This is a genomic window from Prauserella shujinwangii, from assembly GCF_003001955.1.
Lineage (GTDB): Bacteria > Actinomycetota > Actinomycetes > Mycobacteriales > Pseudonocardiaceae > Qaidamihabitans > Qaidamihabitans shujinwangii.
Genome location: NZ_PVNH01000012.1, coordinates 1 through 12,729, shown reverse-complemented (window position 1 = coordinate 12,729; position 12,729 = coordinate 1). Strand labels below are relative to the sequence as shown.

Annotated in this window: 10 protein-coding genes; 4 read left to right on the top strand and 6 right to left on the bottom strand. The window is 72.2% G+C overall.

Annotated elements, in window-relative coordinates:
* Positions 1-12 precede the first annotated feature (12 nt).
* Both B0I33_RS25660 and B0I33_RS25655 read right to left on the bottom strand, forming a co-directional pair.
* Positions 13-555: a methylated-DNA--[protein]-cysteine S-methyltransferase gene (locus B0I33_RS25660; RefSeq protein ID WP_106181466.1), complete on the bottom strand. Its 543-nt coding sequence runs from the start codon at positions 553-555 to the stop codon at positions 13-15.
* 34 nt (positions 556-589) lie between these two features.
* Complete coding sequence (locus B0I33_RS25655; RefSeq protein WP_106181465.1) at positions 590-946, bottom strand: VOC family protein; 357 nt, start codon at positions 944-946, stop codon at positions 590-592.
* A 122-nt stretch (positions 947-1,068) separates the two neighbouring features.
* On the opposite strand from B0I33_RS25655, the gene B0I33_RS25650 reads away from it, so the two are divergent.
* Positions 1,069-1,884, top strand: coding sequence for a helix-turn-helix domain-containing protein (locus tag B0I33_RS25650; protein WP_106181464.1), 816 nt, complete (start codon positions 1,069-1,071; stop codon positions 1,882-1,884).
* A gap of 69 nt (positions 1,885-1,953) precedes the next feature.
* On the opposite strand, the gene B0I33_RS25645 is transcribed toward B0I33_RS25650, so the two are convergent.
* Together B0I33_RS25645 and secA2 are read right to left on the bottom strand one after the other, a co-directional pair.
* Positions 1,954-3,687: an NAD+ synthase gene (locus B0I33_RS25645; RefSeq protein ID WP_106181463.1), complete on the bottom strand. Its 1,734-nt coding sequence runs from the start codon at positions 3,685-3,687 to the stop codon at positions 1,954-1,956.
* Between the two features lie 138 nt (positions 3,688-3,825).
* A complete protein-coding gene (secA2, locus tag B0I33_RS25640) occupies positions 3,826-6,144 on the bottom strand; it encodes an accessory Sec system translocase SecA2 (RefSeq protein WP_425440523.1) in 2,319 nt (772 codons plus the stop codon).
* Between the two features lie 157 nt (positions 6,145-6,301).
* On the opposite strand from secA2, the gene B0I33_RS25635 reads away from it, so the two are divergent.
* Positions 6,302-7,819, top strand: a complete 1,518-nt coding sequence (locus B0I33_RS25635; RefSeq protein ID WP_245901101.1) for an alpha/beta hydrolase — start codon at positions 6,302-6,304, stop codon at positions 7,817-7,819.
* 6 nt (positions 7,820-7,825) lie between these two features.
* On the opposite strand, the gene B0I33_RS25630 is transcribed toward B0I33_RS25635, so the two are convergent.
* Both B0I33_RS25630 and B0I33_RS25625 read right to left on the bottom strand, forming a co-directional pair.
* Positions 7,826-8,524, bottom strand: coding sequence for an LppX_LprAFG lipoprotein (locus tag B0I33_RS25630; protein ID WP_106181461.1), 699 nt, complete (start codon positions 8,522-8,524; stop codon positions 7,826-7,828).
* Positions 8,525-8,534: 10 nt separating this feature from the next.
* Entirely contained in the window at positions 8,535-9,491 is a 957-nt protein-coding gene (locus B0I33_RS25625) for a GlxA family transcriptional regulator (protein WP_106181460.1), read from the bottom strand.
* A 71-nt stretch (positions 9,492-9,562) separates the two neighbouring features.
* Between B0I33_RS25625 and B0I33_RS25620 the strand changes: the two genes are divergently transcribed.
* Together B0I33_RS25620 and B0I33_RS25615 are read left to right on the top strand one after the other, a co-directional pair.
* A complete protein-coding gene (locus B0I33_RS25620) occupies positions 9,563-10,858 on the top strand; it encodes an MFS transporter (RefSeq protein ID WP_245901070.1) in 1,296 nt (431 codons plus the stop codon).
* 24 nt (positions 10,859-10,882) lie between these two features.
* Complete coding sequence (locus B0I33_RS25615) at positions 10,883-12,226, top strand: glutamine synthetase family protein (RefSeq protein ID WP_106181459.1); 1,344 nt, start codon at positions 10,883-10,885, stop codon at positions 12,224-12,226.
* Positions 12,227-12,729 lie beyond the last annotated feature (503 nt).

Sequence of the window (12,729 nt, the reverse complement as noted above, 5' to 3'; positions counted from 1 at the left end):
GCCCGGCGTCCTTCAGAGGTCGAACAGCGTCGGCTCCGCGGAATGCGCGTTCTCGATCGAGAGCATCCGCAGTTTCGTGGCCGTGCCGCCGGTGGCGGAGAAGCCGCCGGTCCTCCCGCCCGCGGCGAGCACCCGGTGACACGGCACGATCGGCGGGAACGGGTTGTTCCCGAGCGCCCGCCCCACCGCGCGGGCCGCGCCGGGCTCGCCGAGCCGGTGCGCGATCTCGCCGTAGGTCAGCGTCGCACCCGGCGCGATGGTGCGCGCGATCTCGTACACCCGGCGATGGAACTCCGGGACACCGGTCAGGTCGAGCACCGCCGCGGACAGGTCGGCCCGCTCGCCGCGCAGCAGGGCGGTCACCGCGTCGATCGTCTCCGCGACCGGCGGCGGAGGCGCGAGCTCGGCCGCGCCGGGATGGTGGCGGCGCAGCCGGTCGCGCGTGCGGTCCGCGGTCGCCTCCGGCAGGCAGCAGCCCACGATGCCGCGTTCGTGCCAGGCGATCCCGCAGTGGCCGATCGCGGTGGGGAACACCGCGAACCCGTGTGCTGTCATGGCCTTCCCGTCCGGAGTGGATGCCGCCGTGCGGTCAGCCGGCGGCGAGGCAGAACGGATGTCCCTCGGGATCGGTGAGCACGACCCAGTCCCCGTTCCCCGGCTGGAAGTCTGGCACGGTCGCGCCCAGCGCGACCAGCTCCTCGATCGCGGCGTCGACGTCGGGGACGGCGAAGTCGAGATGCGCCTGGGCGCGGTCGTCCGGCCACGCGGGAGCCCGGTAGCCGGCGACCCGCTGGAAGGCGAGCTGGATCGGGCCGTCGCCGAGGTAGGCGCCGTCCTCGTCGCCGCTGGTGACCGGCCAGCCGGTGACGCGGGCGTAGAACGCCGCGAGCGCGGCGGGGTGGGCGCAGTCGAGGATGATCGCGGTCGGTCGGGCCTGAGCGGGCATGGCCGGGCTCCTTCGCTTTCCGGTTTCGTCGTTTCCGGTGAGCCTGCCGCCGCGCGCCCCCTGCGGTCTTGAACATCCTTGCGGCGTCCGGGAGTGTCGGTGGGCGGGCGTAGCGTGTCGCCGTGCGTTCGGCGGTGGAGCTCGCCACGGGTGAGGGGTTCGGCGTGTCGGCGGTGTACTGCCGCGAGGACCGTCCCGGGTGGTCGGCGGGGGAGGAGCGGACCGGATACGGGGTGGTGCTCGTGCGCCGCGGCCGGTTCCGGCGCCGCTGGCGCGGGGCCGAGGTCGGCGCCGACCCGGCGCTCGGCTACGTCAGCGTGCCCGGTGACGAGGAGCGCTTCGCGCATCCGCACGGCGGCGACGTGTGCACGTCGATCACGGTGTCCGAGGAACTGTGGCACGCGACGGCGGGGGAGGGCCCGCTCACCGCGGAGCGCGGCGTGTACGTCGACGCGCGGCTGGAGCTGGCGCACCGGCGCTGCCTGGCCGCCGTGGGCGACGTGCGGTTCGCGCTCGCCGAGGAACTGCTGGAGCTGCTGGCGGGCACGGTCCGCCGGCTCACCGACCGGCCCGTGCCCGCCGCCGCCCCGCCGGGAGACCGCGCGCTCGTCACGGCGGCCAGGGAGGCGGTGGCGGCGGAGCATCCCGCGGCCGAAGGCCTGTTCCCGCTGGCCGCGCTGCTCGGGGTCTCGCCGTACCGGCTGAGCCGGGCCTTCCCGCGCGAGCTCGGCGTCTCGCTCACCCGGTACCGCAACCGGGCCCGCGTCGGCAGGGCGCTCGACCGCCTGGCCGCGGGTGAGACGGACCTCGCCGCACTGGCCGCCGACCTCGGCTTCGCCGACCAGGCCCACCTGACCCGCACCGTCCGCGCCCACCTGGGCCACACCCCCGCCACCCTCCGCTCCCTGGCGAGCAAGGGAGCTTTGCTCCCGTTATAGGCGAGCGAGGGAGCTTTGCTACCGCCACGGGGGAGCGAGGGAGCTTTACTACCGTTCGGACCCGGGCGATCAGGCCCCCTCGTGCGTCTCCCGCCACGCATTGGTGAGCGGCAGCCTGCGGTCCCGGCCGAACGCCTTGAACGTGATCTTCGTGCCCGGCGGGTACTGCCTGCGCTTGAACTCGGCCCGGTCGACCATGCGCACCACCTGGTCCACCACCGCCGGATCGAAGCCCGCGGCGAGCAGGTCGGCGAACCCGCGGTCGCCCTCGACATAGTCGTCCAGGATGTCGTCCAGCAACGCGTAGTCCGGCAGCGTGTCGGTGTCCAGCTGGTCCGGCCGCAGCTCGGCCGACGGCGGCTTGGTGATCGAGTTCTCCGGGATCGGCGGGGTCTCGCCGCGCTTCTCCGCCTCCGCGTTGCGCCAGCGCGCCAGTGCCCAGACGTGGGTCTTGAACACGTCCTTGATGGGAGCGAACCCGCCGACCGCGTCCCCGTAGATGGTCGAGTACCCCACCGCGAGCTCCGTCTTGTTCCCCGTGGCGAGCACGAGGTGACCCTCCAGGTTGGACAGCGCCATCAGCAGCATGCCGCGGACACGTGCCTGGATGTTCTCCTCGGCCAGCCCGGTACCGGCCAGCTTCAGCTGGTCGACGTAGACCCGGACCATGTCCGCCACCGGCTCGACGCGGAAGTGGCAGCCGAGCCGCCGCGCCAGTTCCGCCGCGTCCGACCGGGAGTGTTCCGTCGAGTACTCCGACGGCATCGACACGCCGTACACGGCGTCGGCGCCCAGCGCGTCGACCGCGAGCGCGGCGGTGACCGCCGAGTCGATCCCGCCGGAGAACCCGAACGTCACCGAGCGGAAGCCGTTCTTGCGCACGTAGTCGCGCAGGCCGACCACCAGCGCCGACCACACCTCGGCCTCGTCCGGCAGCGGCTCGCTGATCGCGGGCTCGGCCGGCGGCTCGAAGGCGGGCGCGGGCTCGTCGCTCAGCACGCGGCGGCGCACGCGCAGCCCCTCGTACTCGCCCTCGGGCGCGTGCTCGCCCGAGGGCAGGTCGAGGTCCGCGAGCAGCAGGTGCTCGACGAACTGCGGCGCCCGCGCGAGCAGCTCGCCGTCGGTGCCGACGACGATCGAGTCGCCGTCGAACACCAGGTCGTCCTGCCCGCCGATCAGGTTCGTGTAGACGATCGGGGCGTTCGCCTCGGCCGCCCGGCGCGCGACGAGGGGCAGCCGCACGTCGTCCTTGGCCCGTTCGTAGGGCGAGGCGTTGGGAGCGACGACCACGTCGACACCCGCGTCGCCGAGGGCCGCGACCGGACCGCCCTCCTGCCAGATGTCCTCGCAGATCACCATGCCGATGTCGAGGCCGTGCAGGCGCAGAACGTCCAGTGTCCGGCCCGGCTTGTACCAGCGGTGCTCGTCGAAGACGCCGTAGTTGGGCAGGTGGTGCTTGAACTGCCGGGCCACCACCTCGCCGCGGTACAGCGCGGCGGCGGCGTCCCGGGGACCGGCCTCGTCGCGGTCGAGGTAGCCGACGTAGGCGAGCAGATCGCCGCAGCCCGCGTCGGCGAGCAGCCCGGCGAGCCGCTGCACCCGCGCGCGCGAGGCCTCGGCGAACGTCTCGCGCAGCGACAGGTCCTCCACCGGATAGCCGGTGAGCGACATCTCGGGGAAGACCACGACGTGTGCCCCCGCGTCGGCGGCCTTGCGCGCCCACTCGACGTGCAGGTCGGTGTTGCCGTCGAGGTCGCCGACGGTCGGGTTCACCTGGGCGAGAGCCATACGCAGTTGCGGCATGCGGCCATTCTCGCCTACACCCCACGGCCCCACACCCGCCCGTGACCAACCCCGCGGAGGGGGAGCGAGGGAGCTTTACTACCGCCAGACGGGAGTAAAGCTCCCTCGCTCCCCCTCCGGGGCGGCACGAACGGAGTGTCAGCTGCGCTTCTTGCGGAGCATGCTGCGCACCTTCTTGAGCGCCTGCTCCGCGTCGGAGTCGAACGGGTTGTCGTGCACCAGGTACGTCCAGGTCGAGGTCGGCCTGCGGACCCCGGCGGCGGCCAGATCCACCCCCGACTCGGTGACCTCCGCCTCGAGCAGCGTCTTCGCCGAACGCTGCTCGGCCTCGCCGACGATCTTGTGGAACTCCGGGATCGCCGCGCGGTGGAACTCGTCCAGCGGGGCCTCCCTCGCCAGCGCCCGCAGGTGGATGGTCTCGCGCACCTCGGCGAGGAAGGCCAGGTGGTCCGCCCACAGCTGGTCGAGGTGGAACAGCACGATCTCCCGGCACACCTGCGTCAGCGTCGCCTCGTCCAGCTTCTCCGCCAGCTCGGCGCAGCGGTCCGGCTCCGCCTCCGCGAGCCGCTCCCGCGCCAGTTCCGACCGCAGCACCGCGTCCCGGTGCCGCAGCAGCTCGGCACGCTGGCGCTCGATCAGCCGCGTGTAGCGCCACGTGTTCCGGTGGATCTCCAGGTCGACGCCCTCCGCCACCCGCTGCGCGTGGTTGATCTGCCGCTGCGCGGCCGCGTCGGTGACCTCACCGGTCTCGGGGTCGGCCTCGATGTCCTCCGGCACGTCCGGCGCGTGCGACAGCACCAGCTCGTCGTTGAGGCTCGCGAAGAACACCGAGCTGCCCGGGTCGCCCTGCCGTCCCGCACGCCCGCGCAGCTGGTCGTCGAGCCTGCTGCTGGGGTAGCGCGCCGTGCCGATCACGTGCAGCCCGCCGAGCCCGGCCACCCGCTCGTGGTCGGCGCCGTCGGCCCCGCCGAGCCGGATGTCGGTGCCCCGGCCCGCCATCTGCGTCGACACGGTGATCCGGTCGTAGGTGCCCGCCTCGGCGATGATCGCCGCCTCCTCGGCGTCGTTGCGCGCGTTCAGCACGACACACGGCAGGTCCGCCTTGGCGAGCTTGTCGGCCAGCTCCTCCGACTCGGCCACGTCCTGCGTGCCGACCAGGATGGGCCTGCCGCTCTCGTGCACCGTCCGGATCTCCTCCACGATCGCCCGCAGCTTCTGCGACGGCGACGCGAAGATCCGATCGCGGTGGTCGGTGCGGATGGTCGGCGTGTTGGGCGGGATGACCGCGACCTCGAGCTGGTAGAACTCGCGCAGCTGCTCGGCCACCGCCGCCGCCGTCCCCGTCATCCCCGCCACCTGCGGGTACCGCGCGATGAGGGCCTGCACCGTGATCGAGTCGAGGATCTCGCCGTGGTCGGACGGCGGCAGCTGCTCCTTGGCCTCCACCGCCGCCTGCAGCCCGTCCGGCCAGCGCTGCAGCTCCGCGACCCGCCCCCGCGAGGCGTTGATGAGCTGCACCTTCCCGTCCCGCACCAGGTAGTCGACGTCTCGCGTGAGCAGCGCGTGCGCGTGCAGGGCGATGTTGACGGCGGCGAGCCGCGCCGAGCCGGACTCGTCGTAGAGGTCGATGCCGCCGAGCGACTTCTCGACCACCGACGCGCCCGCGGCCGTCAGCCACGCGTTGCGGCCGTCCGGATCGGTCTCGTAGTGCAGCCCGTGCCGCAGGCGGCGGACGATGTTCGCCACCTCCTCGTCGGCCATCCCGGCGTCCACGGAACCGGCCATCACCAGCGGCACCCGGGCCTCGTCGACCAGCACCGAGTCGGCCTCGTCGACGATCGCGACCTCCGGCTCCGGCTGCACGAGGTCCTCGGGGCGCGTCACCAGCCGGTCGCGCAGCACGTCGAAGCCGACCTCGCTCACCGCGCCGTAGCAGACCTCGGAGTGGTACGCCGCCCGCCGGTCCTCGGTGGTCAGGGACGGCTCCACCCAGCCGACGCCGACTCCCAGCAGGTCGTAGACCGGCCGCATCCACTCGGCGTCCCGGCGGGCGAGGTAGTCGTTGACGGAGATGACGTGCACGCGCTTGCCCTGCAGCGCGTACCCGGCCGCGGCGAGCGCGCCGGAGAGGGTCTTGCCCTCACCGGTGGCCATCTGCACCACGTGCCCGGTGAGCAGCCCCATCGTGCCGAGCAGCTGCACGTCGAACGCGCGCTCGCCGAGGGCGCGGCGGGTGGCCTCGCGGCCCAGCGCGCACAACTCGGCCAGCCACTCCTGGTCCACCGGATCCCGCTCGCGCATCGCCGCGGCGGCCTCGGTCAGCTCCGTGTCCGACAGCTTCTCCAGCTCCGCCTCGCGCCGCCCGATCGCGGGGAGCAGTGCCTCATACCGGGTCAGTTCCGCGCTCGCCGGACGCTGGATGAGTCTTCGCAGCCGCCTGCCGACCCGGTTCAGCATCGCCACCCGTGGCCTCCCTCGCTTCGTGCCGACTCCCCAACGCACTGGTGGTGCGCTGGAGTTCCCGCGTCGATGGCACGATCGTCACGTGCCCTTCCCGAAACGCTACCTGTCCCGACCGGCTTGTCTACTGGCGATCGTCGCCCTCACCGCCGGCCTGACCGCATGCACGCAGGACGACCAGGACGGTGCGCGGAGCGGCCCGGCCGGGCCCGTGCCCGCCGGGCTGGAGCGGTTCTACGCCCAGCAGCTCGACTGGGGCGACTGCGGCCCGTTCGCGACGACCCAGAGCGCCGCGTCGGCCTTCTCCGGCGAGGGGCTGGAGTGCGCGCGGCTGACGGTCCCCCTCGACTACGGCAGGCCCGAGGGCGCCACGATCACGCTCGGCCTGCTGCGCAAGCGGGCGGGCGACGACGGCGACCGGATCGGCTCACTGGTGCTCAACCCGGGCGGTCCCGGCGCCTCCGGGATGCAGGCCGCGGCGTCGATCGCGGGCAGCGTCACCGGGTCCCCGCTCGGCGAGCGGTTCGACGTCGTCGGCTTCGACCCGCGCGGCGTCGGCGCCAGTGACCCGCAGGTCGAATGCCTCACCGACGCCGAACGCGACGCCGACCGCGCCAGCGACACCGAGGTCGACGGCACTCCCCAGGGTGTGGCCAGGCAGGAGGCGGAGGCGAAGGAGTTCGCGGCCAAGTGCGCGCGGCGCACCGAGCACGGCGAGGAGATGCTCGCCCACCTCGGCACCCGCGACGTCGTCAAGGACCTCGACGTGCTGCGTTCCGCGCTCGGGGACGAGAAGCTGACCTACCTCGGCTACTCGTACGGCACCCGCATCGGCTACACCTACGCCGAGGCGTTCCCGCGCAACGTCAGGGCGCTGCTGCTGGACGGCGCGCTCGACCCGGAGCAGGACGTCGTGGACTCCCTGGTCGCGCAGGGGGAGGGCTTCGCGAAGGCGTTCGCCGAGTTCGCCGCGTGGTGCGCCCCGCAGCAGGACTGTGCGCTCGGCTCCGACCCGGACGGCGCGACGAAGGCATACCGGGAACTCGTCCGGCCGCTGATCGACAACCCGGTCACCCTCGGCGACGGGCGCAGGCTGTCGTACGAGGACGCCACCACCGGCACCATCCAGGCGCTCTACAGCGATCAGTTCTGGGAGCAGCTGAACACGGGCCTCAACGAGCTGAAGCGGCACCGCGGCAGCACGCTGATGGCGCTCGCCGACATGTACAACGAGCGCGGTCCGAACGGGCACTACGCGTCGACGCAGGACGCCTTCACCGCGATCCGCTGCGTCGACGACCCGCGCGTCACCGACAAGGCCAAGATCCTGGCAGCGCAGCGCCGGTACGAGGAGGTCGCGCCGTTCCTCGACGACGGCGAGCCGGACTCCTCGGCGCGGGACGCGTGCGCCTTCTGGCCGGTGCCGAACACCTCCGAACCGCACCTGCCGGACGTCGAGGGCGTGCCGCCCGCGCTGGTCATCTCCACGACGAACGATCCCGCCACGCCGTACCAGGCCGGGGTGCGCCTGGCGAAGGCGATGGGCGGCAGGCTGCTGACCTACGAGGGCACCCAGCACACGGTGTTCCTGCAGGGCGAGGCGTGTGTCGACGAGGCGGGCATCGCGTACCTGGTGGACGGGACCCTGCCGGAACGGGGCACGCGCTGCTGAGCCGGGCTAACTGGTGGGTGCCGGCGTCGGGTCCACGGGCGCGTTGTGCCGGGACAGCGCCAGTTCGAGCATCACGGCACCCTCGTTCGGCTGCCGCGGCGGGATCTGCATCCACACCCGGACCAGGTCGCGGCTGGGCCGCTCGCTGATCCAGAACTTGACCGTGACGTCCGACCGGATGCCGGGGATCAGCCGGGAGACGACCTGTTCCGGCACCTGGCCCGCCACCCGGTAGGTCGGGATCTCGCCGATCCGCTCGCGGTTCTCGGTCTCCAGGCCCGTGGCGCCGAGGAGCAGGCCGCGCAGCCCGTGCTCCGGGTCGAGCACGCGCGCCGGGGTGAACTGCTCGGGTGCGGGCGTCTCGGTGTGGTTGCCCTCGTCGTCGGTGAGCGAGAGCGTCCCGTCGGCGAGCCGGAAGTCGTACTGCACGCGCTCCGTCCGCTCCTGCACGTCCGCCTCGCCGTGCGCGAAGCCGGACGCGCCGCCGCCGCGTGCCGCCTCGCCCGCGACCTCCCGCACGGGCAGGCCGGGGACGGGGCCGCTCAGCCCGAGTTCGAAGGACACGCTGCGCAGGTCGCGCAGGGCCTCGGCGGAGGCGCCGACGAGCGCCCCGGCTGCGGGCAGTGTCCGGTCCTCGCCGGGGTCCGCCGAGCAACCGCCGACGACCACCAGCACGAGCACCAGTGCGATGCGGCGGAGGAGCATGCCGCCCACGTTAGCGGGACGCGGAGAAGGTGCGCCGGTAGGCCAGCGGCGCCACCCCGATCGTCGAGCTCAGGTGCTGCCGGAGGGAAGCCGCGCTGCCCAGCCCGGCCTGCTCGGCCACGCGGTCCACTGGCAGGTCCGTCGTCTCCAGCAGGTGCCGCGCGTGCAGCACGCGCTGGCGGGTGAGCCACGCCCTCGGCGGCAGTCCCGTCTCGGCGCGGAACCTCCTGCTGAACGTCCGCACGCTCATCCTGGCGTGGGCGGCGAGGGTGGCCAGGTCGAGCGGTTCGGCGAGCCGGTCGAGCGCCCACGCGCGGGTGGCCGCGGTGCTGCCCTCGTTCGCCTCGGGCAGGGGGCGGTCGATGAACTGGGACTGCCCTCCGTCGCGCCACGGCGGCACCACGCAGTAGCGCGCGGCCACGTTGGCCACCTCGCTGCCGTGGTCCTCGCGCACGACGTGCAGGCACAGGTCGACGCCCGCGGCCAGCCCCGCCGAGGTGAGCACGTCCCCGTCGTCGACGAACAGCACGTTCTCGTCCAGGTCCACGTCGGGGTAGAGGCGGCGGAACTCGTCGGCGTGCGCCCAGTGCGTGGTCGCGGGCCTGCCGTCGAGCAGCCCGGCCGCGCCGAGCACGAAGGCCCCGGTGCAGATGGACATGATGCGGGCATGGCCGGGGATCAGGGCGAGCGCGGCGGCGATGTCGCCAGGCAGCGTGCCCGTGTGCCGCGGCCCGTGCACGCGGGTGCCGGGGATGATCACGGTGTCGGCCTGGGCGAGTGCCTCGGGTCCGTGGTCGAGGGTGGCCGTGTACCCGGCGCTGACGCGTACCGGCCGGTCGTCGACCCCGCAGATCCGCACGTCGTAGAGCGGCTGCCCGGCGCGCTCCGCCGAGCGGAAGATCTGCGGCGGGATGTGCAGGTCGTAGCCCACCACCTCGCCGATCGCCAGTACCACCACCCGGTGCATGGCAAGAATCTTACAGATATTGGCATTCTTGCCACTCGTGCGGCGTCCGGCCGCCGAGCAAGCTGACTGCCGTGACCGACCTGCGTACCTCCGTCCCCTCCGCGCCCACCAGGTCCCGCCGCCCGCACTGGGCGTGGCTCGTCGCGTTCGCCGCGTTCGTGGCCCTCGTCGGCGCCGCGGGCTTCCGCGCGGCACCCAGCGTGCTCATCGATCCGCTGCACGAGGAGTTCGGCTGGTCCCGGAGCACCATCTCGGCCGCCGTGTCGGTCAACCTGCTGCTGTACGGGTTCATCTCGCCGTTCGCCGCCGCGCTGATGGAACGCCTCGGCATGCGGCGCGTGGTGACGGGCGCCCTCCTCCTGGTGTCCGCGGGCAGCGGGCTCACGGTGTTCATGACCGCGAGCTGGCAGCTGTTGCTGTGCTGGGGCGTGCTCGTCGGCACCGGCACCGGCTCGATGGCGCTCGCGTTCGTCGCCACCGTGACCAGCCGCTGGTTCGTGCGGCATCGCGGTCTGGTCAGCGGCGTGCTCACGGCCGCGGGCGCGGCGGGCCAGCTCGTGTTCCTGCCGCTCGTCGCGATGCTGGCCACCGACCACGGCTGGCGGCTCGCGTCGCTGGCGGTCTCGGGCGGCGCGCTGGCCGTGGTGCCGGTCGTGGTGCTCCTGCTGCGGAACCGGCCCTCCGACGTGGGCACCACGGCGTACGGCGCGACCGAGGCCGAGGAGGCGCCTGCCGTGCCGGGCAGCAGCGCGGCCAGGGCGCTGCGGGTACTGCGGGACGCGCTGGCCAACCGCACGTTCTGGCTGCTGGCGGGCGGGTTCGCGATCTGCGGCGCGTCCACCAACGGGCTCATCGGCACGCATTTCGTGCCCGCCGCCCATGACCACGGGATGCCGCACACGACCGCTGCGGGCTTGCTCGCGCTGGTGGGCGTGTTCGACGTCGCGGGCACCATCGCCTCCGGCTGGCTCACCGACCGCGTCGACCCGCGCAAGCTGCTCGGCGCCTACTACCTGCTCCGCGGCGCCTCGCTGCTGGTGCTGCCGATGCTGTTCGCGCCGACCACCGAGCCGCCGATGTGGGCGTTCATCGTGTTCTACGGCCTCGACTGGGTCGCGACCGTGCCGCCGACCGTGGCGCTGTGCCGTGACCGGTTCGGCCTCTCCGGGCCGATCGTGTTCGGCTGGGTGTTCGCCTCGCACCAGGTGGGAGCCGCCGTCGCGGCCTTCGGTGCCGGCTTCACCCGCGACCAGCTCGGCTCCTACGACCTGGCGTGGTTCGTGGCGGGCGGCCTGTGTGCGCTCGCCGCGCTGATGTCCCTGCGCATTTCGCCCGACCGGGCGGGCAGCCCCGAAACACCGCGTTAACACGACCCGCATAGGGTCGCTGGCATGGATCGCCAGCAGGAGTTCGTGCTGCGCACGCTGGAGGAACGCGACATCCGCTTCGTGCGGCTCTGGTTCACCGACGTGCTGGGTTTTCTCAAGTCGGTGGCCGTCGCCCCCGCCGAGCTGGAGGGGGCGTTCAGCGAGGGCATCGGGTTCGACGGCTCGGCCATCGAGGGTTTCGCGCGGGTGTACGAGTCCGACATGGTCGCCAAGCCCGACCCGTCGACCTTCCAGGTGCTCCCGTGGGAGACCCCGGAGGGTGGGCACTACTCGGCGCGGATGTTCTGCGACATCGCCATGCCCGACGGGTCCCCGTCCTGGGCCGACCCCCGGCACGTCCTGCGCAGGCAGCTGTCGAAGGCGGGCGAGGCCGGATTCACCTGCTACGTGCACCCGGAGATCGAGTTCTTCCTCCTGGCCGGCCTGACCGAGGACGGCAGCGAGCCGGAGCCCGCGGACAACGGCGGCTACTTCGACCAGGCCAGCCACGCCACCGCGACGCACTTCCGGCGGCACGCGATCGAGGCCCTCGAGGCGATGGGTATCTCCGTCGAGTTCAGCCACCACGAGGGCGCCCCCGGCCAGCAGGAGATCGACCTGCGTTACGCCGACGCACTGACCATGGCCGACAACGTCATGACGTTCCGGTACGTGGTCAAGGAGGTCGCGCTCATGCAGGGCGTGCGCGCGACGTTCATGCCGAAGCCGTTCACCGGCCAGGCCGGCTCCGGCATGCACACCCACGTGTCGTTGTTCGAGGGCGACCACAACGCCTTCTACAGCCCGGAGGACCCGTACGAGCTGTCGGAGACCGGCAAGGCGTTCGTGGCCGGCCTGCTGCACCACGCTCGGGAGATCTCGGCCGTGACCAACCAGTGGGTCAACTCCTACAAGCGGCTGATCAGCGGGGGAGAGGCGCCGACGACCGTGTCCTGGGGACGGGCGAACCGGTCCGCGCTCGTGCGGGTGCCGATGTACTCGCCGGGCAAGGCCTCCTCACGCCGAGTGGAGATCCGCACCATCGACTCCGCGTGCAACCCGTACCTCGCGTACTCCGTCGTGCTCGCCGCCGGGCTGAAGGGCATCGAGAAGGGCTACGAGCTGCCGCCCCCCGCCGAGGACAACATCTGGTCGCTGACCGACTCCGAGCGCAAGGCCGCGGGGTACGCGCAGCTCCCGCAGAACCTCGGTGAGGCGCTGGTGGAGATGGAGCGGTCCGAACTGCTGCCCGAGGCGCTCGGCGAGCACGTCTACGACTTCTTCCTCCGCAACAAGCGGGTCGAGTGGGACAACTACCGCAGCGCGGTCACCCCCTACGAGCTCCGCACCCTCCTCCCGGTCCTCTGAGCAGCGGTTTTCCCGGAAGGGGACCCCCCTGTTCGCAGGCTGGTGGCGGGCAGGTAATCTTTTCTTCGTCGCCGGGGAGACCGGGCCGGGGATCCGGAAGGGTTCCGCGGGGCCCGGGTTACCAGGCGGGGGAATACGAACCAGGCTGCACGGGTTGTGTAGTATGGGTGTTCCCCAAGGCCAGAGCGCCGGGTCGGGCGGAGTTGACACCGCGAACCGGACCGGGTAACGTTGCTGGTCGGCCCTGAAGTAGGGCAACAACCCTCCGAGTGAAGTCAAACGACGAAACGTCGTGGGTTGTCTGTCGCTTCGGGTCACAATAACTTGCAGGATGTTTGTGCGTGTTGTTTGAGAACTCAACAGTGTGCTAGTGAATTTATGCCAGTAGAGCTTGTTTTTTGGACCCTGTTTTTGGGGTTTCTTTGAGGCCGCGCATGTTTTTTGTGTGTGGTGTTTTTGGGATCATGCATTGTTGGAGAGTTTGATCCTGGCTCAGGACGAAC

What these genes read in the sequence shown, in the direction of transcription:
- B0I33_RS25660 (WP_106181466.1), bottom strand. Translation starts at nt 555, where the DNA reads ATGACAGCACACGGGTTCGCGGTGTTCCCCACCGCGATCGGCCACTGC.
- B0I33_RS25655 (WP_106181465.1), bottom strand. Translation starts at nt 946, where the DNA reads ATGCCCGCTCAGGCCCGACCGACCGCGATCATCCTCGACTGCGCCCAC.
- B0I33_RS25645 (WP_106181463.1), bottom strand. Translation starts at nt 3,687, where the DNA reads ATGCCGCAACTGCGTATGGCTCTCGCCCAGGTGAACCCGACCGTCGGC.
- secA2 (WP_425440523.1), bottom strand. Translation starts at nt 6,144, where the DNA reads ATGCTGAACCGGGTCGGCAGGCGGCTGCGAAGACTCATCCAGCGTCCG.
- B0I33_RS25630 (WP_106181461.1), bottom strand. Translation starts at nt 8,524, where the DNA reads ATGCTCCTCCGCCGCATCGCACTGGTGCTCGTGCTGGTGGTCGTCGGC.
- B0I33_RS25625 (WP_106181460.1), bottom strand. Translation starts at nt 9,491, where the DNA reads ATGCACCGGGTGGTGGTACTGGCGATCGGCGAGGTGGTGGGCTACGAC.
- B0I33_RS25615 (WP_106181459.1), top strand. Translation starts at nt 10,883, where the DNA reads ATGGATCGCCAGCAGGAGTTCGTGCTGCGCACGCTGGAGGAACGCGAC.